This is a genomic window from Tannerella forsythia (assembly GCF_003860135.1).
GTDB classification, from domain to species: Bacteria; Bacteroidota; Bacteroidia; order Bacteroidales; family Tannerellaceae; genus Tannerella; species Tannerella forsythia_A.
This window is the reverse complement of sequence record NZ_RQYN01000017.1, coordinates 1-23,332: the sequence shown is the minus strand read 5'-3', so window position 1 is coordinate 23,332 and position 23,332 is coordinate 1. Positions and strand designations below refer to the sequence as shown.

Annotated in this window: 16 protein-coding genes and 1 tRNA gene; 5 read left to right on the top strand and 12 right to left on the bottom strand. The window is 49.7% G+C overall.

Annotated elements, in window-relative coordinates; all coding sequences use genetic code 11:
• Window positions 1-46 precede the first annotated feature (46 nt).
• The 3 genes from EII41_RS06030 (at window position 47) to EII41_RS06020 (ending at window position 3,916) form a co-directional block, all read left to right on the top strand.
• Complete coding sequence (locus tag EII41_RS06030) at window positions 47-400, top strand: hypothetical protein (protein ID WP_124789843.1); 354 nt, start codon at window positions 47-49, stop codon at window positions 398-400.
• Between the two features lies 1 nt (window position 401).
• Window positions 402-2,651 (top strand): GH92 family glycosyl hydrolase, encoded by a 2,250-nt coding sequence (locus tag EII41_RS06025; protein WP_411292583.1) that lies wholly within the window; start codon window positions 402-404, stop codon window positions 2,649-2,651.
• A gap of 389 nt (window positions 2,652-3,040) precedes the next feature.
• Complete coding sequence (locus EII41_RS06020; RefSeq protein WP_124789841.1) at window positions 3,041-3,916, top strand: hypothetical protein; 876 nt, start codon at window positions 3,041-3,043, stop codon at window positions 3,914-3,916.
• Here EII41_RS06020 and EII41_RS06015 read toward each other — a convergent pair.
• The 4 genes from EII41_RS06015 to panC form a co-directional block, all read right to left on the bottom strand.
• Window positions 3,913-4,755, bottom strand: a complete 843-nt coding sequence (locus tag EII41_RS06015; RefSeq protein WP_124789840.1) for an ROK family protein — start codon at window positions 4,753-4,755, stop codon at window positions 3,913-3,915. The two genes, EII41_RS06020 and EII41_RS06015, sit on opposite strands and share 4 nt — an antisense overlap.
• Window positions 4,756-4,857: 102 nt before the next feature.
• Complete coding sequence (locus tag EII41_RS06010) at window positions 4,858-6,180, bottom strand: MATE family efflux transporter (RefSeq protein ID WP_124750350.1); 1,323 nt, start codon at window positions 6,178-6,180, stop codon at window positions 4,858-4,860.
• 99 nt (window positions 6,181-6,279) lie between these two features.
• The gene (gene panD / locus EII41_RS06005; RefSeq protein ID WP_124750349.1) at window positions 6,280-6,630 is read right to left on the bottom strand and encodes an aspartate 1-decarboxylase; all 351 of its coding nucleotides are present in this window, start codon (window positions 6,628-6,630) and stop codon (window positions 6,280-6,282) included.
• Between the two features lie 15 nt (window positions 6,631-6,645).
• Entirely contained in the window at window positions 6,646-7,485 is an 840-nt protein-coding gene (gene panC / locus EII41_RS06000) for a pantoate--beta-alanine ligase (protein WP_124789839.1), read from the bottom strand.
• Between the two features lie 198 nt (window positions 7,486-7,683).
• Between panC and EII41_RS05995 the strand changes: the two genes are divergently transcribed.
• Window positions 7,684-8,493 carry a glycogen/starch synthase gene (locus EII41_RS05995; protein ID WP_124750347.1) on the top strand — a complete coding sequence of 270 codons (810 nt, stop codon included), beginning with the start codon at window positions 7,684-7,686 and terminating at the stop codon, window positions 8,491-8,493.
• Between the two features lies 1 nt (window position 8,494).
• Entirely contained in the window at window positions 8,495-9,913 is a 1,419-nt protein-coding gene (locus EII41_RS05990; protein WP_124789838.1) for a DUF4270 domain-containing protein, read from the top strand.
• A 144-nt stretch (window positions 9,914-10,057) separates the two neighbouring features.
• Here EII41_RS05990 and EII41_RS05985 read toward each other — a convergent pair whose 3' ends face one another.
• From EII41_RS05985 to EII41_RS05950, 8 genes are all read right to left on the bottom strand, one after another.
• Window positions 10,058-11,050 carry a glycosyltransferase gene (locus EII41_RS05985; protein WP_124789837.1) on the bottom strand — a complete coding sequence of 331 codons (993 nt, stop codon included), beginning with the start codon at window positions 11,048-11,050 and terminating at the stop codon, window positions 10,058-10,060.
• 16 nt (window positions 11,051-11,066) lie between these two features.
• Window positions 11,067-13,217, bottom strand: a complete 2,151-nt coding sequence (locus tag EII41_RS05980) for a S46 family peptidase (RefSeq protein WP_124789836.1) — start codon at window positions 13,215-13,217, stop codon at window positions 11,067-11,069.
• Complete coding sequence (locus EII41_RS05975; RefSeq protein ID WP_124789835.1) at window positions 13,214-14,575, bottom strand: TIGR00341 family protein; 1,362 nt, start codon at window positions 14,573-14,575, stop codon at window positions 13,214-13,216. Before EII41_RS05975 ends, EII41_RS05980 begins: the two co-directional genes overlap by 4 nt.
• Window positions 14,575-16,089, bottom strand: a complete 1,515-nt coding sequence (locus EII41_RS05970) for a lipopolysaccharide biosynthesis protein (RefSeq protein WP_124789834.1) — start codon at window positions 16,087-16,089, stop codon at window positions 14,575-14,577. Before EII41_RS05970 ends, EII41_RS05975 begins: the two co-directional genes overlap by 1 nt.
• A gap of 5 nt (window positions 16,090-16,094) precedes the next feature.
• Window positions 16,095-17,126, bottom strand: coding sequence for a Holliday junction branch migration DNA helicase RuvB (ruvB, locus tag EII41_RS05965; RefSeq protein WP_124789833.1), 1,032 nt, complete (start codon window positions 17,124-17,126; stop codon window positions 16,095-16,097).
• A 387-nt stretch (window positions 17,127-17,513) separates the two neighbouring features.
• Window positions 17,514-17,589, bottom strand: a tRNA-His gene (locus EII41_RS05960).
• A 159-nt stretch (window positions 17,590-17,748) separates the two neighbouring features.
• Window positions 17,749-19,632: a RagB/SusD family nutrient uptake outer membrane protein gene (locus EII41_RS05955; RefSeq protein ID WP_124789832.1), complete on the bottom strand. Its 1,884-nt coding sequence runs from the start codon at window positions 19,630-19,632 to the stop codon at window positions 17,749-17,751.
• 13 nt (window positions 19,633-19,645) lie between these two features.
• A complete protein-coding gene (locus EII41_RS05950; protein WP_185711845.1) occupies window positions 19,646-22,759 on the bottom strand; it encodes a SusC/RagA family TonB-linked outer membrane protein in 3,114 nt (1,037 codons plus the stop codon).
• Window positions 22,760-23,332 lie beyond the last annotated feature (573 nt).

The window sequence follows — 23,332 nt, the reverse complement described above, 5'->3', positions numbered from 1 at the left end:
AATGAGTAGAATTAGATAGCAATGTTTTATTTATAAATAGTTTGATATGAAAATGAATTTTACAGCCAGCACCATCAGCCGGATGAAAACGATGGCTCTGACAGCGCTGTTCTTCCTGATGCTGTCGGGGTGTTCCACTTATTTCAGGACTTCGACCCGATTCCGGAACGAAGACATCAAGCTGGGGGTTAGCAAAGCGTTTATTTTGGAAAAATACGGTAAGCCTTTTAAGGAAGAACTGTACATGGAAGATGGTGATACGATTGAAGTGTTGTGCTACAAAGAAGGTCTTTATGCGCACCGGAATGAGCACATGGTAAGCACTTTTTTCGTTTTCAGAAATGGGGAACTTATCAAGAAAGAACAGACGGAAGAATTAGTTAAGAATAATAATGATTAAAATGAGACAAACAAAGATTCTGCAAAGAATGAAAGCGGCCGGCGCGTGGGGCTTCCTGATGCTCGCCATCGTGGCAACGGCCTGCAAGCGTAGCGGCGGACAGGAGGGCGGTCAGCCTTCATCCATACAAAATCTCACACAGTATGTCGATCCGTACATCGGGACGGGCGATCATGGGCATGTGTTCGTCGGGGCTAACGTTCCGTTCGGGCTCGTACAGGTAGGTCCGACGAATTACAGTCAGGGGTGGGACTGGTGTTCCGGTTATCATATCACGGACTCGACGATCATCGGGTTCGGACAGATGCACCTGAGCGGGACGGGGATCGGCGACCTCGGCGATATTTCGTTGATGCCGGCCGTCGGCGAGGTAAAACTGACACGCGGCGACCTGAGCGATCCCGCTTCGGGGATTTATTCGCTCTTCAGCCGATCGACGGAGAAGGTGCGCCCCGGTTATTACGCCGTGCGTCTCGATCGCTTCGGCATCGATGTGGAACTGACGGCCACGAAGCGCGTCGCGTTTCATAAGTTCACCTTCCCGAAAGCGGCCGATGCCAACGTGATTTTCGACCTTGAGCACGGCATCGGGTGGGATCGCCCGGTCGATGGGGTCGTCATGCAAGAAAATGATACGACCGTATCGGGTTATCGTTGCTCGCAGGGATGGGCTCACGACCAGCGTATCTATTTCACGGCCGTGTTCTCGAAGCCGATCAAAAGCTTCCGGCAGGAGCGGAAAGAGTTGAAAGAGGGTGCATCGGCGGCCTACGGACTGGCGTTCTTCGAGACGGAAGATAACGAGACGGTCTACGTAAAAGTAGCCCTCTCGCCCGTGAGCGCCGAGAATGCGAAGATGAACCTGCAGGCCGAGCTGCCGGGCTGGGACTTCGAAGGGACAGTGGCTCAGGCCGACAAAGCATGGAACGAGGAGCTGAACAAGGTGGTGGTCGATGCCGACGAACGCACGAAGCGCATCTTCTACACCGCGCTCTATCATACGATGATTGCCCCGTCGGAGTTCTGCGATGTCAACAAGGATTATTTCGGGACGGACAAGACCGTGCACCATCAGGCCGGATTTACGAACTATACGACCTTCTCGCTGTGGGATACATACCGTGCGGCACATCCGCTGATGACGCTGATTCACCCCGAGAAAATGCCGGATATCGTCCGCACCATGCTGGCGATTTATCAGGAGCAGGGCAAACTGCCCGTCTGGCATCTGATGGCGAACGAAACGGATTGCATGGTCGGTAATCCGGGGATCTGCGTGGTGGCCGATGCCGTGCTGAAAGGGTTTGGCGGATTCGATAAGGAGCTGGCGTTCGAGGCGATGAAGACTTCGGCGATGCTCGATGAAAGAGGCCAGGGCTATATGAAAGAATACGGTTACATCCCCTTCGATAAGGAAGTGGAGTCGGTGGCCAAAACGATGGAATACGCGATTGCGAACTGGAGCGTGGTGCAAGTAGCCAAACAGATGGGGAAGGAAGAAGATGCCGAGTATTTCACGAAGCTGAGCAAGGCTTATACGCATTATTTCGACCCGTCGACCGGGTTTATGCGCGGGAAAGATTCGAAAGGAAACTTCCGCACGCCGTTCGATCCGTTCCATTCCGTGCATCGCGAGAACGATTACACCGAAGGAACGGCATGGCAATACACGTGGCTCGTACCGCACGATGTGGAAGGACTGGTCGCGCTGTTCGGCAGTCGCGAAGCCTTTGAGCAGAAGCTCGATTCGCTCTTCATCGTCTCCGGCGATATGGGCGCGGACGCCTCGCCCGACATCAGCGGACTGATCGGCCAGTATGCGCACGGCAACGAGCCGAGCCACCACGTGCTATACCTTTATTCGTGCATCGGTAAGCCCGAAAAAACGGCCGAGAAAGTGCGTTTTGTGCTCGACAGTCTTTATTCCGACCGTCCCGCGGGGCTTTGCGGCAACGAGGATGTCGGTCAGATGTCGGCCTGGTACGTCCTGTCGGCGCTCGGCATGTATCAGGTGGAACCTGCCGGCGGACGTTACTACTTCGGCAGCCCCGTGGTGAACGAAGCCACGCTGCAAGTAGCCGACGGCAAGACGTTCCGGATCGTCGCCAAGAACAACAGCGCGGCGAACAAATACATCCGATCGGTTACGCTGAACGGCGCTCCGTATGATAAATCGTACATCGACTTCGCCGCGATAACGGCCGGCGGAGTGCTGGAGTTTACCATGGGAGCCGAACCGGCCGAGCGATAATCGGCCGAGGGAATATCGAAAAAAGCAGAGGCTGCTTCGACTCGTTTATCGAGGAGGGGCAGCCTCTGTTGTTTTTCACGTTGTTACGGGTGCCGAACGTCATAAGCCGGCGCATACGTGTTTATACGGATACCGCATACGTGCCTATGGGGATACCGCATACGTGCCTATGGGGGTGCCCCATACGTACCTATGTGAGAGGCGCATACGTACCTGTGGGGAATCGTTGAATGGTGGACCGACGACTGATCGACAAACCCAAAACATCCGAACGACCGCGTGCTGACCGACGACGACCGACCGCTGTAACCGGCCCAATGCGGAATTTGCGTCCGCAGGGCCCATAAAAGACATTTTTTTGTAAGTTTGCACCCCAAAAACGTAAACGAATGAATATTTCTTCAAGAACGAAAGGACTTGTCATCATATTACTTTCTTCTATTCCCTTCCTGCTCTTTGCGCAAGGCGAAGACGAAGATTGGCGCGAGCGGATGAAGTTGCTGACTTATACTCCGCGTTATTTCGGGCCGAATGCCTTCCCGATTTCGGAGTTGCGGAGCGGTCGCATCGGTACGCGCTGGGAGTTGGAACTGAGAGGAGAGTATCATTACTATCCGGGCGATAAGACGAGCGATCTCTTCGCCCGGCTCTTTATACCGATTGCTCATGGCAAGGCGGGGGTGGAAATAGCCGGCGTCATCACGGAAAATTACGAGACGACGGAGGCTACGAAATTCGAGCGTCGTGCCGCGGAAACGAAGCCCCCTTTCCGCTGTTATGGCGACGTGCTGATTCATTCGTTCTATCAGGTGCTTCGCAGCAATCGCTGGTGCGACTTGATGGTGAGCGCCAACCTGAAAACGGCCAGTGGGAGCCGTCTGGCCGATGCCCGTTATACGGACGCGGCGTCGTACTGGTTCGATCTGACGGCGGGCCGCAACCTGCTTCAAAATGCGGACGGATCGGCAGCGTTGCGCGTGCAAGGCTTGCTCGGCTTCTATTGCTGGATGACGAACGACCTCGTGCATCGCCAGAACGACGCCTTGCTCTACGGCTTCGGGATGAGCGCGAAATTACACCACGTATCGCTCTCGGCCGATTATTCGGGATTCTATGGCTATAAAAACAACGGCGATCATCCGGTTACTTTGCGCACCAAGTTCGAATACGAGATCAAAAAGAACATCATCTCCGTACGCTTTAAGCACGGCATGTACGACAATCTGTACGACAGCTATTCGTTAGCCTATATCCGGTGTTTTTAGTAACAAAGGGAGGCCGCTCCCAAGATGCCCGGATGTTCGAGTTCCGAAAAGAACAGCTGCAAACGTTCCATCGAGTGGCTGTATGCAAACGTTTTCAGATGAGCGTACATCGCTACCTCATACAGTTCGTGCGCTTCCGCGACGGAACCGCCGAAAACGATCATCTGCGGGTCGATGGTCAATACGACCATCATGACGGCTTCGGCCAGATGCTTCCCAAGCTCCCGGTAGGCTCGCAACGCTTCGGCATCGCGGTCGCACGCGCGCCGATACATTTCTTTCCCGTCTACTCCATACACGTTTTGGAAGAACGAGCCGCTGGCATAGTATTCGAGCACCTGATCCTTGTAAGGTAACATCCCGAACTCGCCCGAACCGCAATTGGCATCCGAAAGCAGACGTCCCTGCTGGATGATCCCTCCGCCCAGTCCCGTTCCGACCGTCAGCCCGACAAAGTGCTCGAAATCCCGTCCTGCTCCGAAATAGCGTTCGCCCAAAGCGAAGCAGTTCGCGTCATTGTCTATATATACAGGAATCCGGTACGTTGCTTCAAGGATTTTCTTGAGTTCCACTTTCTCCTCCCAATGCGGGATATTCATCACATGATAGACGATTCCCCGTTCCCTGTCCACCATGCCGGGCACACCGATACCGATCGCCTCGACAGGCTGCCCTTCCGTCACCGTCTCGACGACCTCTTTGATCGCGTCGATTACCGCATATTCGTCTTTCGTGTCGCGAGGGGTCTGTCTGCGGGTGTGTGCCACCAGCGCATCGTCAACGATTCGTCCGCCTCGTATTTGAGTACCTCCCAGGTCTATTCCAATATAAGTAGCCATCGTTTCTCTTCTTTGGTATGTTATCCGATATTTTTTCCCCGACAAACGTACATATAAAAATCCGGTTTCCGTACCCCTCCTTGGCAGAAAAGCGAACCTTGCCTATATTTTCTTTTTGTCCCACGCCGACCAGCGCAAATAGGCGGCACTGACGATCAATAAGCCTGAAAAGTAGACGATCTCCGCGACAAAACAGATGTGCACGGGCTGTCGAAGCCAAATACCCGAAACATAAATAAACAGGGTGTAGACGACCAGAACGATCATCTCAAGCCCGAACGCCGAACGCGTATTTCCCGTGCCCGACACACCGCTGAACGCGATGCTCGCCACCGAGCAGCACAACGTGGCCAGAGCGATGACATAAACCGATGGCACGGACGATGCGATCAGCGATACGTCGTTCGTATAGATCGAAAGGATCGTTTCCGGGAACAAAGAGAGAATGGTCGAGAACAGGAGCATGATGCCCATCGAGATTCCGGCGATGCGGCGAATCAGCGGGAGCACCATCGGGAACTTGCCTGCTCCCATCAGGTTGCTGACCATCGTGTTGGTCGTTGTAGATAACGAATTGACCGGAATGAACATCACGATGTAGATGCTTCGGACGATGTTGGCAATGGCCAATTCACGTTGTCCGAGCCGTTCCACGACAATGAAAAACAGAAAGAAGGTGCTCATCGACACGAAATATTGCAGCATCATAAAGACCGAGATGCTCAGTACTTGACGGAGCAGTTTCAGGTCGAACGAACGGAAACGGTTCAAGCCGTACTTCCGGCGGTCGACCGTGAAAAAGGTGTAGACGATAAAAAAGACGACGGCAAACGCTTCGGCCGCCACCGACGCGATGGCGGCTCCCTGAATACCCATCTTCGGCAGTCCGGCGTGACCGAAAATCAGCAGATAATCCAGCAAGACATTGACAACCGCCATCACCACCGCGCTAAGCGTTAAGACTTTCGTTCTCGTCACCCCGACGAACAAGGCGCGGAACATGACATTCACGAACGAAAAGAAGAATCCGAACAGTCGCCAGTCGAGATATTCCATCGTCGCGCTCCATATCTCTTCGGACGAGATCATCAGCCGCATCAGATTACCTGCCCACATCCGCGAAGCCAGAAACAGCAGCCCCGCTAATGCCGAGAGAAACAGAATGCCCTGAATCACCACCGGGCCGATGGCCGAGAAGTTCCGTTCTCCGTTCCGACGACCGATCACAATCTGAGAGCCTGTACTGAACCCGAATGCAATCGTAAAGGCGCAGATATAGTACAGGCCGCCCATGGCCGAAGCTCCTAATTCCACTTCGCCCACGCGCCCCAAAAACGCCGTATCCGTTACGTTAATCACATTTTGCGCCAGCAAACTGAGAAAGATCGGATAGCTTATGTTCCAGATATGTCTGTTCGTATACATCGATAAAAAAGGTTTGTCGTCTTGTGCCGGCAAACCTCTCCTTTTTTTTAAAGGCGGTGTGTCACAACATGGCGTTTTGACACACTCTCACTCATGTTCCTATTTCAGTTTATTCGTCGCCGTATCGGGGAAAATGACAGCCGGTTTGAAGGCTTTCGCCTCCTCGAAATCCATCGTAGCATACGACAGGATGATCACGATATCGCCGGGTTGTACCCTCCGGGCAGCCGCTCCGTTCAGGCAAATAATTCCCGAATCGCGCTCGCCGGCAATCACGTATGTTTCGAAACGCTCGCCGTTGTTGTTGTTTAATATCTGTACTTTCTCGTTCTCGATCAGATTGGCGGCCTCCATCAACGACCGGTCGATCGTGATGCTGCCGATGTAGTTCAGGTTGGCATCCGTGACCGTCACCCGATGAATTTTCGATTTTAATACCTCGATAAGCATACTTCTTTTTCTCCCTTAATATTTGATATTGTCAATCAGCCGGACTTCACCGCAGAAAACAGCCACGCATCCAACGGACCCGGCGGTTTCGTCCCATGAACGAATCGGCTGCAAACTCGTCGCATCGACGATCTCAAAATATTCGACACGCAACGGCGGATGTTCGTTCAGCGTTTTCGTCACCCACGCTTTCGTTTCCTCTACCGTTTTCGAGGCCGCAAAGATACAACTTTCTTTCAACGTGCGCGCAATTATCGGAGCAATCCAGCGCTGTTCGGGCGTCAGACGCACGTTGCGGCTGCTCAGTGCCAGTCCGTCTGCTTCGCGCACGATCGGGCAGGGCACAATCTCTACGGGCAACTTCAACAAACGGGTCATCGATCGGATCACGGCGATCTGCTGAAAGTCTTTCTCGCCGAAATACGCCCGTTCCGGTTCGACAATCATGAATAGTTTGCTGACAATCTGGGCTACCCCGTTGAAGTGTCCCGGACGAAAAGCGCCTTCCATCACCGTAGCCACCGCTCCAAGGTCGAACACACGGGTGTCCGGTTCGGGATACATCTCCTCGTCCGAAGGAGCAAAGACATACCCGCATCCGGCTTTCTCGAGCAACGCACAATCCTCGTCCAAGGTACGGGGATACGTCTCCAGATCACGTTTATCATTGAACTGGGTGGGATTGACGAACAAACTGGCCACACATACGTCATTCTCCTTCACACAACGTTCTACCAGGCTCAAATGACCTGCGTGCAATGCGCCCATCGTAGGCACCAGCCCCACACGCTTCCCGGCGCTGCGTTCAGCGTCCAAAGCGGATCTTAATGCTGAAATACAATTTATTATCTTCATTTCTAAATAGCTATAATCACTTTCGAAAAGCAGAACCATACGTTCTCAAAAATCGACTGCAAAGCAACAAAATAACTTGAACATAACACCGCATCTTCGCCTACAAATACACTTATTTTAGGATTCATTCTGAAAACGAAAGCACTGTTTAACCGTTTTTTTTACTACCTTTGTACTCGATTTTATTTTGTCAAAAAAATGGACGCTAAGAAAATATTGTTTATCGCTCAGGAAATCTCACCTTATCTTCCGGAGTCAGAGATCGCGAATGTGTGTCGCCATCTGCCTCAAGGGGTACAGGAGCAAGGATGCGAAATCAGAACTTTCATGCCCAAATACGGATGCATTAACGAACGTCGTAATCAACTGCACGAAGTCATCCGGTTATCAGGAATGAACCTGATCATTGACGATACCGATCATCCGCTGATCATCAAGGTCGCTTCGATACAGTCAGCGCGCATGCAGGTCTATTTCATTGACAACGAAGATTTTTTTCAACGCAAAGCGACGGTTTCCGACGAGAAAGGTTACGGATTTAAGGACAACGACGAACGTGCTATTTTTTATGTGCGTGGAGTCTTCGAGACCATCAAAAAACTTCGCTGGATACCCGATATCATTCATTGTCACGGATGGTTTACGGCCCTGGCTCCTCTTTATCTGAAACGAATGTATTCGGACGACCCTTGTTTTGCACGTACCAAAGTCGTATACTCCATCTACGATAAATCGTTTAAGCCCACCCTCAACAAAGATTTGACTAAAAAGCTGAAACAAGACGGCGCCGCAACAAGAGACTTGAAAATACTTGAGAAAAACGATTTTCTTTCCTTGTCGAAATTAGCCGTGCAGTTTTCGGATGGAGTGATACAGGGCAGCTCGAAAATGGATAAAAAATTAGGAGAGTTTATCACGCAGAGTAAAAAGCGTTTCCTCCCTTATCAAGACGCAGAGCATTATGTTCAGGCGTATAACGAATTTTACAATACGATTTTAAAGAGATAAAATGAAGATAAAATATGTAGTAGCCCTCATCGCTTTGGGAGGAATTTCCGTTTTAAACGGATGTAACGACGACCTGACACTCGTGGGATCGACCATTCAACCGCAGGGCGACCGTAATACGGTTTATACCGATACGTTTCGGATGACGGCCTCGACCGTGAAGCGGGATTCGCTCTACGCCAAAACAACCAAAAGCTTATTGGGCGATATCTACGATCCGCTGTACGGACATTTGAAGTCGGACTATTTGTGTCAGTTTTATTGTGCTGAAAATTATCGATTCCCTCATAAACCGCATCAAGGAGTAATCGATTCGGTCAAATTGAAGGTTCGCTTCTTTTTTTGGAAAGGAGACGGGCACGCGCTGATGCGGGCACGGGTGTATGCCATCAACAAGCCGTTGGAAAAGAGTTATTACACTAATCTGAATCCTGCGGATTATTCCGACATGCAAAATGCCTTGGGAACGCGGGTGTATACGGCATTCGGTTGTTTTAGCGATTCTTTTTCAACGGGACAATCGGACCCGGAAACGCGTAAAGAGATTAAAATACCAAGGTACTCGTTAAACATCACGCTGCCGAAAGAATTAGGAACCAAATTTTATAACGAAACAGTCAACAACCCGTCATCGTTTGCTACACAAGAAGCATTCAACCGCTTTTTCCCCGGATTATACATCACGACCGATTACGGAAGTGGCAACATTTTAGATATATCTAATACACAGCTGTATCTCTATTACCAGCGTCCGAAAAGCAGTAAGAACGACACGCTGGTTCGTGATTCCGTGATGTTTCAGGTTACGAAAGAAGTGATACAGCATACCCGCTTCCAGAATACGGATGAAGAAAAATTGTTGGCGCCTAACGACCAATACGCGTTTATTAAAACGCCTGCCGGCATTTATCCCCGCTTGGTGATTCCGAGCCGGAAAATTGCCCAAATCATAAAAGACCGTTTCACGAACAGTTTGATGTTCAGCTTAAAGTATGAGCCTCAGGAAAACTGGAAGTATGCCATCTCTCCCCCGCCCTATTTGATGCTTATGCCGGAAGACTCCCTACGGACTTTCTTTGAAAATCGAAACCTCGAAAATAATGTGACGACATTTCTTTCGACCGACAATATACATCAAAGTACAGAGTTTGGTTATAACGCAACTACCCGGACGTATCATTTTCGGAACATCATCAACTTGCTGAATGTACACATTAAAGAAAAACCGGATGAAGATCTTCGTCTTCTGGTTGTCCCCGTGGAAAGAGACGTGGCAGCCACAGTCAACTCATACGGAAATCCAACGGGCTACTATACCAGAGCAATCCATAATTACCTAATGCTTTCGGGGATAAAAATCCCGATTGATGAGGAACATATGAAGTTGATTGTTGTTTCCAGTAAATATACAGGCAAGTGATTAATATGAAGGATGTGAGTCTTGGTTCATAATATCAGAAGCCGATGAAAGATAAAAATCGTCATAAGAGCAGAAGTTCTTATGACGATTTTGCATTCATGGGATATGCGCTTTCGGAAGAGCGATTCTACCTTATACTCTGTTTTATTTGTAAACCCTTTTCAACGTTTCCAAATCTTCCAGTCCGTGCTTTAGTATAATCTTATCGACAAAGGACCGGATAAATCCGAGTCCGTAACCGAATATCTGAATGAACGAAGCGGCAACCGACAGTCCCGCGATGTCGAGAGTTTTCGTTTTTAGCAGCGCATCGGCAAATAGCAGCACGAGGTAAGCCGCGGGAAACAACAGGAGCCATGGCGAAACAAAAACGGCCAGCAGCAGAAGAATGATACTCCCGATAACGAACAGCGCCGGCAACGTATGCACCGGCTTGAGCGAATCGGGATATAACTTGTAGAGGTTGATGCGTGCCTGTCCGAAGATATGCACCTGTTTGTAGAACTTCTTCAAATCGCCGCGACGTTTATGATACACAAACGCGTTACGATAGAGCTTCGTGACGAAGCCGGCTTTGTGAATACGTATGCTGAGGTCGATGTCTTCCCCATACATATCCTTGAAACCGCCGACCTTTTCATAAACTGCCCTCGAAAATCCCATGTTGAACGTACGCGGCTTGAATTTCTCCATATTCGTTTTTCCGCCGCGTATGCCGCCGGTCGTCCAGAAAGAAGTCATGGCGTAGCTGATCGCTTTCTGCGTGGTTGTAAATGACGGATGCTCCCTGTCCGGTCCGCCGAAACAGTCGGCATAATCTTCGGTCAGGTTACTTTTAACCGTCTCGAAGTAATCCGGAGGAATGATGCAGTCCGAGTCAAAAAAGATGAAATAATCGCCTTTCGCATGCCTCATCCCGACATTGCGGGTATCGCTACGTCCGGAGTTTTCCTTGACGATATAGTTGATGCTCAGTTTCGACCGGAAAGCCTCGACTTCGGCCGTGCAGGGCCGAGTAGACCCGTCTTCGACCAAGACCAGTTCGAAGTCGTTGCACGTCTGTTCGGCGAGGCTTTCCAGCAGTTCCCGAGCTTCATCCGGGCGGTTGTATATAGGAACAATGATCGAAAAAAACATGTATTCCGTTCGTCTGTTATTTGACTAATTTCAGTTCTTCGATTAGGCGAGGGCATTTTCCCCATTTATCGATCATCCAGAGCATATAACGGATATCGACGCAAATGGTGCGCTGTAAAGCAGGCTCGAAAGCGATGTCGCCACTCATGGCTTCCCAGTTGCCATCGAAAGCCAGTCCGATAACACGCGCGTTTTTGTCGAAAACGGGACTTCCCGAGTTGCCTCCGGTAATGTCGTTGTTCGAGATGAAGCATAATTGTAATTCGCCTTGTTCGTTTGCGTACGGACCAAAGTCACGTGCTTTGACCATATTTAAGATTTCAGGTTGTACCCAGAATTCATTGCTTTTCGGGTCTTCTTTTTCGAGGATTCCCTTATCGGTCGTATAGAAATTATACCACCCCGCATCATACGGCTGATATCCACCGATCGAACCGTAGCTCATACGCATGGTAAAATTCGCATCGGAGTAGAAGCTTTTATCGGGATACATCTCCTGCAATCCGGCCAGGTAGAGACGTTCGCCTTTGTCGATATCGTTATCCCACGCAGCCAGTTGCTGTTGCACATCATAAATCGCAAGCGTGGCCGACAGAGACAGTTCGGCCGCCGGGTCCTTTTTCATTGTCTTTTCATACAGCTTCTTGTTCTTCAGCAAAGCGGAGACTTTATCAAATGAAGTCAATACCGTATTTCCGAAAACATCGGCGGCATATTTCTCATAATCTCCCTTATATTTCTTATCTACCTTCCGGTAAATGTCCGGCAGCAATGATGCGGGTACACGCTCTTTCACGATCTTCATCATGGCGGCCAACACGTGTTGGTCAAGTGTTGGTTCGTAGTCTTTATAGAATGCTCGGATATCGTCATTCAATCGTTCTTCGATTTCTTCGGGAGTACTCTTTTCCACATCCACACTGTTGATAATCCGTGCCAGACGAATAATTTCCGTACCTCCGGCAAACGCTTCCATTAAATACGTCGCATATTTCTGAGATTCAGCCGACGATGTATAACCTTTTTCCAATAGGCTGAGTACATCTCCGTATTTCGCTTTGCGCTCCGGGGTCTGATTCACCCATGCCGTAAAAGCAGCTTCCTCTGCCTTTTTGCGATCAATTACATTGAGACGGGCTAATCCGCGATTCATCCCGATCGAGTTTTTCCAGTAGTTCGAGCTGCCCGCATATTTCGAGGCATATTTGATACGTACGGCGTCACTGGCCAGCATGGCTTTCTTCCAAATATCTTGCTTGATGCCTCTCACTTCGATACGGGGCATGTTGCTGTCTTCGATACGCTGCCGTACGCCCCATGAACAAAGGTAACGATTGGTGCGACCGGGGAAACCGATCGTCATGGCATAATCTTTCTCGTCATAACCTTGCAACGAGACCTCAGCCACATAATCCGGCTTGTAAGGGCGGTTGCTCGCGCTGTATTCGGCCGGTTGATTGTTGGCGTCGGCGTAGACACGGAAAGCGGAAAAGTCGCACGTATGACGCGGATACATCCAGTTATCCGTATCGCCTCCGAACTTACCGAGCGAAGACGGCGGCGCAAAAGCTAAACGCACGTCGCGGAAAACGTTATAAACAACCAGATAATATTTATTCCGGCTATAAAACGGAATCACTCTGGCATTTAACGATGAGTTGCCTTTTCCGATCGAGTCGCAGATCGCCTGTCCGATTGAATCGGCCTTGGTGATGCGCTTGAATTCATCGTCTATCCCTTTGATATGCGATAAAATGCGTTCGCTTACATCGACCGTTTCTTTCAGGTATTGCACCTTCAATCCTTCGACGGGCAATTCCTCTTGTAGGCTCTGCGAGACGAACCCGTTTTTGAGGTAATCGTGCGTTACACTACTCAACTTCTGAATCGCGCCGTAGCCGCAATGATGATTCGTAAAGACGAGTCCTTGATCCGAAACCGTAATGCCCGTACAGCCACCTCCGAAGATAACGACTGCGTTGGCTACACAAGGATTCGTTTCGCTGTATAACGTTTCGAGGGGGACCGTAAGCCCCAGCTCCTGCATACGTGCCAAGTTTTCCTTGTTCAACTCTTTCAATACCCACATTCCCTCGTCGGCAAAAGCTTGTCCGACTGTTGCCAGTAGCAGTACGACTGCCACCCAAATTTTGTTTGTTCGTTTCATTTATTATCGATTATAAGTTTGATATTTTTCTCTTTGGTGCGAGCCGCGAGCCATTGCCGCAACTGCTTCTGTTCCTCAGATCCGATATCCTTCTGGGTTCTCAGGTAAACGAGCAGTACCGTATCCTGCTTCGCCTTGTTCGTCTCCACGATGTAGGTTCGTGTACACGAAAGTCTTTCGATATGAGGATAAAGCACTCGCATTTCCGGAACGATGGTACGTGCCAGATCCGATGCTTTTCTGTAATGTTCCAAATGATGTTTCAGCGAATCGATTTCTTTAGCCTGTGCCTGAAGCAAATCTTCGCTGTTGGTGTAAAGATCTTGCATCAACATGCTTTTGAGTTCATGAATATTGATCTCCTCATTCCCGAATCCCTGCTGTACGACAAGATCAATGTCCTTCAATCCGTAAGCGGGCATTTTTAACTGAGCTGCCGAAATCATAATATCAGGTACGGTTTGACCGATCAGCACAACCTTAATTTCTTTTTTATCGCCCGTATTGGTCACCGTGCGGTTTAGAATCTGCGTGTTGGGAAAGTGCAACTCTTCATTGATGAACTTGCGGACCTGCTGATCGAAGAACGTCGCTTCAAACACGCGATAGCTTAGGTAGATACTTGGCACAATGGTACAAATGACAATGATCGTCATATACCGTCGTACGGTTTTTTCCCGCTTCTTATCGACAAACGACTTGCGAGGGTATTTCAGCACACGCACAACAATATACGTAGCGACGCTGATGAAAACCGTATTGATGAAATAGAGATAAAAGGCGCCGAAGAAATAACTCAAGTTGCCGCTGGCCAATCCGAACCCTGCTGTACAAAGAGGGGGCATCAATGCCGTTGCAATCGCTACGCCGGGAATGACGTTGCCTTTCGATTTCGTGGAGCTGGCTACAATACCGGCAAGCCCTCCGAAAAACGCAATCAACACATCGTAGATGCTCGGGGAAGTACGTGCCAGCAATTCGCTTTGCGCTTCGCTGATAGGGGAAATCAGGAAGAAAACCGTCGACGTTGCGACACTGAAAGCCGTAGCTGTCAAGTAATGACGAAGCGAACGCTTGACCAGATCGAAGTCGGTGATACCCAACCCTAATCCGAATCCCATAATCGGCCCCATAAGTGGTGAGATAAGCATCGCACCGATAATAACGGCCGTTGAGTTGGTGTTTAGCCCCAAAGAAGCAAGAAACACGGCAAAAATTAAAACCCATAGATTCGTGCCTCGGAATTCGACTCCTTTTTTCAGGGACTCGATCGTGTCTATCTCATCTTCTTTTTCCTGTCGTACATCGAAATGACGAATCAGATAAGTTTTGATCTGTTGGTATAAGGTATTTTCCATTATTTGATTTTTTTTATGTGACTAAAATATCGACTAAGATAAGGAAGTTCCGTTAAGGACAAGTCTCTTTTGATAATGATTCCTGTAAAAATCAATAACCATGCTGTCCGATACACCAGTCGTAATACGACCGAATCGATCTGTGGCAGCATGGCAACGATATAACATACGGCCGCGATAGCTCCATACGTAAATGCCGAGCGAAGGTCGTAAGCGACGGGATAATATTTCTGTCCGACCGCATAGGAAAGTAACATCATCAGTAAATTACTGGCGAACGAAGCCCATGCGCAGGCCATAAATCCATATTGAGGAACGAACAGCACGATGATGGCCACTGTCATTGCGCAGCCCGTCAAAGAAAAGCCGGCCCCCCACTGCGTGCGGTCGGTAAGTTTGTACCATATCGAGAGGTTGAAATAGATACCGAAGAAGAGTTCGCCGAGCATCACGATGGGAATGACACGAAGCCCGTCGTAGTACTTCGCATCCACGAAATGTTTCAGTAAATCAAGGTAGAACATCACTCCGAGGAAAATAAAGAGTGCGAAGATGATAAAGTATTTCATGGCCTCAACATACGATTTTTTGTTATCGGCATCTTTGTGTTTCGCGAAAATAAACGGTTCGTAAGCATAACGAAACGCTTGAATGAACATAACCATTACTACCGCTATCCGGAAACATGCGCCGTAAATACCGAGCTGTGAATCGGCGTAGGCTTTGTCATCGAACAGGAACGGAAACAGAATTTTATCGGCGGTCTGGTTAAATATCCCCGCGATACCGAGGATAAGTATCGGAAACGAATAGCCTATCATCTTCCTCAGGCGTTGCATATCCGGCTTGGCACGCAGGCCGGGCATCATATCGGGCCACAGCATCAAAAAGGTAAAAAACGTCGTAAAAACGTTGGCGATGATGATGTAACCCACCCCATAGTCGGGACGATAAAACCACCTGATCCATTCGGGATGCGAGACGTCGATAAGAGGACAGAGGACGAGGAAGAAGATATTCAGAAAAATGTTCAGAAAGATACTCAGCAGCTTGATCGTTGCAAACCGGATCGCTTTATTTCGGTAACGCAGGTAGGCGAACGGAATGCAGCAAAAAGCATCGACGGCTACGATTCCCGCCATCATACCGATGTATTCCGGATGTGCGGAGTAGCCCAGCGCACCGCTTACAGGCATCAAAAACACCCACATGGCGAGAGCGAATAGGAGCGACGTGAGCCCGACGAAACTAAGCGTCGATGCATAGACACGCATCGGCTCACGTTCGTCGGCTTTATTGATGAAACGAAAAAATCCTGTTTCCATCCCTCCGGTAAGGATGATGAGAAGCAGGGCAGTCCATCCGTAGAGATTCGTGATGATGCCGTATTCGCCCGTGTCGGTCAATACTCGCGTGTACATGGGCACAAGCATCCAGTTCAGGAATCTTCCGATCATGCTGCTCAGCCCATAGATGGCGGTTTCTTTCGCCAGACGCTTCATCCCTCCCGCCATGCCGTTTATTGAAATAAATCACCGGAACGTCCGGCGATCGTTTTTCCCAGATGTTCGTAGGCGAGTGCCGTCACTTCGCGACCCCGAGGCGTACGTTTGAGGAATCCTTCCTGAATGAGGAATGGTTCGTAAACTTCTTCGAGTGTGCCCGGATCTTCGCTCAACGCCGTAGCGATAGTGGTTAAACCGACCGGGCCACCATGAAACTTTTCGATCAGGAGGTGGAGTATTTTATTGTCGATCTGATCAAGTCCGTAACGGTCGATATGCAAAGCTTCCAAGGCATAACACGCGATGGCTTTGTCGATCTTTCCGGTACCTTTTACCTGAGCAAAGTCGCGTACGCGTCGCAGCAAGGCATTGGCGATACGAGGCGTGCCGCGGCTGCGACTCGCGATCTCCCGTGCGGCATCAACGGCACAGCCGATGTTCAGGATGTTGGCACTGCGAAGGATAATCTTTGTGAGAGTCTCTGTATCGTAATATTCGAGGTGCAGATTAATGCCGAAACGAGCGCGAAGCGGCCCTGTCAGCAGACCGCTGCGTGTCGTTGCTCCGATAAGCGTGAACGGAGCAAGGTCGATCTGAATCGAGCGGGCGCTTGGCCCTTTGTCGATCAAGATATCAATCCGGTAATCTTCCATCGCTGAATAAAGATATTCCTCTACGATAGGGCTGAGCCGGTGAATCTCGTCAATGAAAAGCACATCGTTTTTTTCGAGGGAAGTAAGAAGGCCGGCCAAATCGCCCGGCTTGTCGAGTACCGGGCCGGATGTTACTTTAAAACCTACATCCAGCTCGTTGGAGATGATATTCGACAGCGTCGTTTTACCTAATCCGGGGGGGCCGTGTAACAGTACATGATCCAGCGCCTCCTGACGCATACGGGCAGCCGCTACGAAAACCTTTAAGTTCTCGACTACTTCGGGCTGACCGCTGAAACTCTCGAACGACAGCGGACGCAGAGCGTTCTCGTACTCACGCTCTGTCTCCGGTACTTTATTTCCGGCCTTATGTATGTCAAACTCATCTTCCATCGTCGGACACCTTCAATAGGCCTGCAAACTTACACAAAAAATGTGACTCTTATGCTACCCATCCGGAGAACGTGTTGGAATAACGTTCATTTTTGAAAGAAACAGCCTATGAGTCTATTTCGCCCCACCGTGATGAATTCTATAAAGAGACGATAATGAATATCTACGCCGCAGACCATTGGAGTATATAGAGGAATAGTTTTTACTTCTTACTGCAAGTAGCGGAGAATTAAATCCTAAGGGATGGAAGACGATTGGATACTTCTTTTTTATGTTTTAGTGGGATTGGATCAAAGTTTTGAGGGCGTGGATATATTTAACGAAAGGCATTACAAACAAAAAAAGAGATTTTCGGATTTTCCGAAAACCTCTTTTTTATTTCTTGATGGGTGAAAGATGGGACTCGAACCCACGACCCCCGGAACCACAATCCGATGCTCTAACCAGCTGAGCTACATTCACCATTTGTATTGCATGTTTAAAATGCGCTGCAAAGATAGTGATTTTTTTTGCATCTGCAAGCAATTGCTATTTGAATTTACGCCCTTTTATTATTTGATAGGAGAAACGCACGTCTCCCCCTCGCGTGGAAGGAAGAAGAACGTGCGTTTCAGTCAGAGAGTTACCCTTGTCCGGGGTTTTGCACCAGCTTGGTGTTTCGGTTTATTTCGTCTCGTTTGATGGGAGCGAAATACATCTTGTTATCCCATTTGCGTTTCTCGCGGAACGAGAGATCGCGCACGTAATAGTGGTAATCCCACGTATTTTCGTTGTAGATATACGGGCGCTTGGCCGTTTGGCCGTCTTTCAGACGCGCGAACACGATCATGCCGCACAAGGTTTTGTTGCCGCACTCTTCGCCGATCATCCAGCGACGGATATCATAGTATCGCGAGTCTTCCATGAAAAGCTCCGTGCGTCGTTCGTGGCGCACAAACTCGCGCATGGCTGCTTGATCGAAGGCTTTTTTGCGTACGTTAAGCGTCGCTTTGGTGTCGGGGCGTCCTATACGGGCGCGGAGCACGTCGAGGAAGGCGGCCGCTTCGTCGAGTTTGTTCAGCTCGACGCAGGCTTCGGCGGCAATGAGATACATCTCGGCCAGACGAATGTAGGGATAAGGACAGAGCTGCGGATAGTTGGCGGCATCGATCGAAGTATCGATCATTTTCTTTTCGTAATACGACGTCCACGATCCGTTCCAGTCTTCGATCGGTCCCTGACGCGTGTCACAGCCGTAGATTCCTTTGAACTTCACTTCTTTTCCGTCGGGCAGGTTGACCGTAACGTCTGTGCCGTCGCTTAGCTCGTACGTTCCGCATTGCAGATTTCCCAGAGGCGTGGGATCGAGGGCGTAGCCATCGGCCGCGCGCTTTCGTCCCCAAACGGCTCCGTCGTACCCGATGCAGGCATAGAAGCGCGGTTCGCGTCCGTTGTACGGATTGCCTGTCTGATGGTCGCCCACCTTCGTCAGCGCGTTATTAAGCGATCCGTCTTCCATCTCGAAATGCATCACGAAATCCTGCGTCGGTGTTGTCCCCGACCAGTTATGATAACCGTTAGGACCGTGTTGTAAATTCACTTGATTTGTTATTTTCGACGAAGCGAATTGTTTCGTGAAAATCAACTCGTCGTTATTTGTCGTCGCTATTTTGTGATATTTGTTCGCGATCTCGGCTACAGTCGGGGCGTTACAGTCGATTAGTTTGAACGCTTTGCTGTCTATCACCTTTTTCGCTGCTTCCAGCGCCTTCCGGTAGAGCGCTTCTCGATCTCCGTGATACCGGTTCACGTCAAGCTTGTTGATGACGCGGTCGGCGTAGAGTGGGCTGGCGATATGGAGGCAGACGCGCGCTTTGAGACCGACCGCCGCCCATTTCGTGGCGCGTCCGAGCGGAGCCGTAGCCGGCAGCGACGCAATGGCTTCGTCCAAGTCTTTGAGGATAAAGTCGAGGCAATCGCCGACGCTGCTGCGGGCTATCTGCATCTCTTCCGTCTTCGTGTAATCGCCGACGGTTTTATCGACAATCGGCACTCCGCCTATCCCCCGTACGAGGTTCGTGTACATGTATGCGCGCAGGAAACGCGTCTCGCCTTTCATTTGCTTCAGATCGAAACCCGGCTTCTCCGGAACTTTGTCGATATTCTCCAACACGAGGTTGGCGTAATAAATGCCCTTGTACGTCTGTGACCAATTGAACGGACAATTGCTTCTGCCGTACCATTGCAGATCGCTGGCGGAGCATGTCGCCTCGTTCACCGCGATTTGTCCGTAGTTATGCGTAAAATAAGCATCGTCCGTCAAGCCGTTGGTCGTATGCTCTCTGGCTGCGTCGATCACGTAGTCATAAATCGTATTGATCAGCGACTGCGTCGTTGCCGCGTCTTCGAATACCTGCTCTTCCAGATACTCCGTGGTCGGTTTGAGGTCCATAAAATCGGAGCATGAAGGCAGCGCGAATAACGCCGATGCAGCGATGATAAGGATGATATTCTTTCTTGTCTTCATAAATAATCATGTTTTAAAAAGTTGCAGAAATGCCGCAGTTGAAATACTTTCGCTGCGGATAGTAATCAAAACTGGACCTTGTGTTTTCCGGGTCTCCGGGCAGTCCGTCGATGGTAAAGAGATTTTGTCCGTTGGCGAAGATGCGGATCTTCGAGATGCCGTAACGCCTCATATCCGTGGGGATGGTATATCCGATCTCCATGTTTTTCAGACGAAGGTAATCGCTCGAACGAAGGAAGTAATCGTTCGCGTTCGAAATCCAGTACTGCCGTTCGCGTTCGTAGGTACGCGGATGTTCGGAAGTCGAGTTTTCGGGAGTCCATCGTTGATCATAATATTCTTTGAGGAAGTTCCCGACTGTCCCCGACCAGGTTTGTACATAGGTCTCGGCACCGAAGGCGGCCTGAAAGAGCATCGTCAAATCGAAATGGTTCCAATTCAGTCCGACGTTGAAACCGGTCACCAAACGCGGCGTCTGATTCTTATCGGAACGGACGCGGTCGTCGGCGTTGATTTTACCGTCTCGATTGTAATCGACGAATTTGAGGTCTCCCACTTGCGCTCCGGCCCAATGCGGGTAATTATCGAGTTCTTCTTGCGTGTTGAATACGCCGTCGGTCTTGTAATACAATCCGGCACGATCGATCAGGTTGGCTAATGTCCCGCTGGTGGGTACAGGTTTCCCGGTCGATTTCTGGTATTCGGGAATGCCCGGTGTCTCGTCCCAGAAAAGGATTTTGTTGCGGGCGTACGACATGTTCAGCCCCAGTTCGTATTCCACTTCGCCGATTTTATCGTTCCAACTGATCAAAGCGTCGAATCCTTTGTTCTCCATTTCGCCAAGATTCTCGAGCGGCAAGGTGATGCCGGCCGTTTCGGGCAGCGACGCGTTACGGGGAATCAACATATCGGTGCGTTTGTGGTAGAACAAGTCGCCTTCGATACTCAGACGGTTGTTCAGGAACTTCATTTCAGCTCCGATGTCCCACGTCGTACCGCGTTCCCAAGTAATATTCTTGTTGGGCGTGCGGATGGGATAGAGCTGTCGCTCTTCGTTTCCGTCGAAGATAACGCCGCTACCCTGAAATCCGAACGAGTTAAGGTATTGGATGGACCGGTCGGTATTACCGTCATTGTCGGTCAGGACATCGTTCCCTGTCTGCGAGACGGAAGCGCGGAGCTTGAGGTAATCCATAAATGTGACCCGCTCTTTCCACCAAGGCTCTTCGGAGATGCGCCAAGCCACCATGGCACCGGGGAAAAACCCGTAGCGTTTGTCCTTAGGGAAACGGTATGAGCCGTCATACCGCCAAACGAACTCGAACAGGTAACGTTCCAGATAATTGTACGACACACGTCCGAAATAATTCAGACGAGTCTCTTTCCACGAAAACCCTTCCGTTTCCTGATCCTTTACACTGCCGGCATTGATTTCTTCGAGCGTAGTAGACAAGAAGTACCTCCGGTAAGCCCGTAGCTGATCCATCTCTTTGCTTTGTCCTTCCACACCGACGGTCAGACCGATCGTATGATCGCCGAACGTGCGGTCGTAGCTCAATACCGCGTTCGTCAGCCAGTCGGTGTAATCCCGGTGAATCTGATTGAGCTGCGGGTCGCTGATCCACGCGTTGTACGGTTTCAGGCCTTCGCTGCTTTTAGTCACCCCGTCCCACGAATAGAGGCGCACCGGTTTGCGGAAATTCTTTTCGCTGTAGAAATGTTTGTCGTAAGCGCCGGAAGCCGTCAGTTTCAGCCCTTCGACCCACGGAAACTGAATGGTCAGCGTCGCGTTGTTCTGAATGTAGTAGTTCTTCTGTCGGTTATATCCGGCAGCATCGGTCGATGTCGCGGCGGGATTGTCACCATATTCGATATCGGGGCCAATCTCCCCGCTGGGCCAGTAGGCGTTCAGCGTCGGTTTGCTTCGGCGGATAGCCGAGAAGATACTTCCGGCCGATTTGGCGGGATATTGCGTGTATTCGTAACGCGAGGTGTTTCCATACGTTAAAGAAACGTATTTGCTCAGTTTGAAATCGAGGTTGGCGCGGATACTAAACTGGTCGTAACGGTTGGCCGAGTGTTTGTAAATGCCGTCTTCGCCGTTGGCAGCGAAATTGACATAATACTTCACCTTGTCTGTGCCGCCGCTGATGCCAACATCGCTTCGGTAGATCGGCGAAACGGATTTGATCACCGTTTTGTACCAGTCGGTATTCGGGAATCCCCACGGATCGCTTCCGTCTTTGAATTTGCGCAGCTCGTCGTCGGAATACGTTCCGGCGGTAATTTCGTTCAACATCGTGGCATATTCGAATGCGTTACACATTTGCGGAAGTTGCGTGGGGGAGGAGTAGCCGTAGCTCCCGTTGAACGTGACGATCGGCTTGCCTTCTTTGCCTCGTTTGGTGGTGATCAGGATGACTCCGTTGGCCGACCGCGAACCGTAAATCGCTCCTGCGGCGTCTTTCAAAACGGACATGCTTTCAATCTCATCGGGATTGATGCGGTTCAGTCCTCCCGAACGGTCGGGGATACCGTCGATTACAACGAGCGGTTCTTTGTTTCCGATTGAGTTGGTTCCGCGGATACGGATCGTCGTCGCTCCGCCTCCGGGCTCGTCCGATCGCTGAAAGCCGATCACTCCGGGCATACGTCCGAGCATACCGTTGGAAAGGTTCGTCGTCGGTGAAGTTCGGAGCTCTTCGCCCGTCACACTGGCTACGGCACCGGTAACCGTCACCTTCTTCTGCGTTCCGTACCCTACGACAACAACTTCTTCGAGTTTTTGCGTATCTTCTATTAACTGAACGTTGATAACGGACTGATTCCCGATCGTAATCTCTTGCGATCGGAAGCCGATAAAAGAGAATACGACAACCGAATTCTTGTTTGGCGCTTCCATCGTATAGTTACCTTCCATGTCCGTGATATTTCCGATGGTCGTTCCCTTGATGGAGACGTTGACACCGATCAGCGGATCGCCATTGATATCCGTCACGGTTCCCCTGATCGCAACTTGTGCAAACACAGCGGTAGACGAACATAACAGGATGAGTAATATCGCCCCGAAAGCTGTGAAGCGCTTGCTTCGATAAAATTTAGTTTGTTTCTTAAAAATCTTTTTCATGTTTTCCTTCTTATAAGGTTGTAATTATTGTTCTGTTTGCAGGCCGTTTTTTTCTCTGCGGCCACGACTGGCAGAGTCCGAAGAGAATTGCATTTATTCCATGTGCATAGGCAAAAAGATTTAACAATTATCTGTATACTAAAGTAAAGTCGCTATTTCTTCCTCATAACCTTCATTCATGGTATTTTTATACATGATAAACCGGCGTCAAAAATAAACAATCCCTAAGAAGATAACAATATTTAAGTGTTAAAAAAGAACCGAGGGCGATAAATGATTGACTTTCGAAACTACCCCGTGTAAAGCTATTTATTGTCGCTGACTGTTGCCTGACTTTGTTATAACGGTATTGAGAAATAGGGGTTGTTAGTATGTTTTTGTGTTTGCCAATTAGAGTATTGAATGAGGATGCCTGAACACCATTTTGACGCAGAAGGGAGCGCTTGCATTCGTAGGTTTGTTTGTTTTTAAACCGGTAATCTTAGCTGAATTCTTTACCCCAAATTACGCGATACACTGTTCGGCATTTACCATTAATCATGGACGTACGAATATACGACAATGATTACGTCA

Coding starts and splice junctions, on each gene's coding strand:
- EII41_RS06030 (WP_124789843.1), top strand. CDS start 47: ATGAAAATGAATTTTACAGCCAGCACCATCAGCCGGATGAAAACGATG.
- EII41_RS06025 (WP_411292583.1), top strand. CDS start 402: ATGAGACAAACAAAGATTCTGCAAAGAATGAAAGCGGCCGGCGCGTGG.
- EII41_RS06020 (WP_124789841.1), top strand. CDS start 3,041: ATGAATATTTCTTCAAGAACGAAAGGACTTGTCATCATATTACTTTCT.
- EII41_RS06015 (WP_124789840.1), bottom strand. CDS start 4,755: ATGGCTACTTATATTGGAATAGACCTGGGAGGTACTCAAATACGAGGC.
- EII41_RS06010 (WP_124750350.1), bottom strand. CDS start 6,180: ATGTATACGAACAGACATATCTGGAACATAAGCTATCCGATCTTTCTC.
- panD (WP_124750349.1), bottom strand. CDS start 6,630: ATGCTTATCGAGGTATTAAAATCGAAAATTCATCGGGTGACGGTCACG.
- panC (WP_124789839.1), bottom strand. CDS start 7,485: ATGAAGATAATAAATTGTATTTCAGCATTAAGATCCGCTTTGGACGCT.
- EII41_RS05995 (WP_124750347.1), top strand. CDS start 7,684: ATGGACGCTAAGAAAATATTGTTTATCGCTCAGGAAATCTCACCTTAT.
- EII41_RS05990 (WP_124789838.1), top strand. CDS start 8,495: ATGAAGATAAAATATGTAGTAGCCCTCATCGCTTTGGGAGGAATTTCC.
- EII41_RS05985 (WP_124789837.1), bottom strand. CDS start 11,050: ATGTTTTTTTCGATCATTGTTCCTATATACAACCGCCCGGATGAAGCT.
- EII41_RS05980 (WP_124789836.1), bottom strand. CDS start 13,217: ATGAAACGAACAAACAAAATTTGGGTGGCAGTCGTACTGCTACTGGCA.
- EII41_RS05975 (WP_124789835.1), bottom strand. CDS start 14,575: ATGGAAAATACCTTATACCAACAGATCAAAACTTATCTGATTCGTCAT.
- EII41_RS05970 (WP_124789834.1), bottom strand. CDS start 16,089: ATGGCGGGAGGGATGAAGCGTCTGGCGAAAGAAACCGCCATCTATGGG.
- ruvB (WP_124789833.1), bottom strand. CDS start 17,126: ATGGAAGATGAGTTTGACATACATAAGGCCGGAAATAAAGTACCGGAG.
- EII41_RS05955 (WP_124789832.1), bottom strand. CDS start 19,632: ATGAAGACAAGAAAGAATATCATCCTTATCATCGCTGCATCGGCGTTA.
- EII41_RS05950 (WP_185711845.1), bottom strand. CDS start 22,759: ATGAAAAAGATTTTTAAGAAACAAACTAAATTTTATCGAAGCAAGCGC.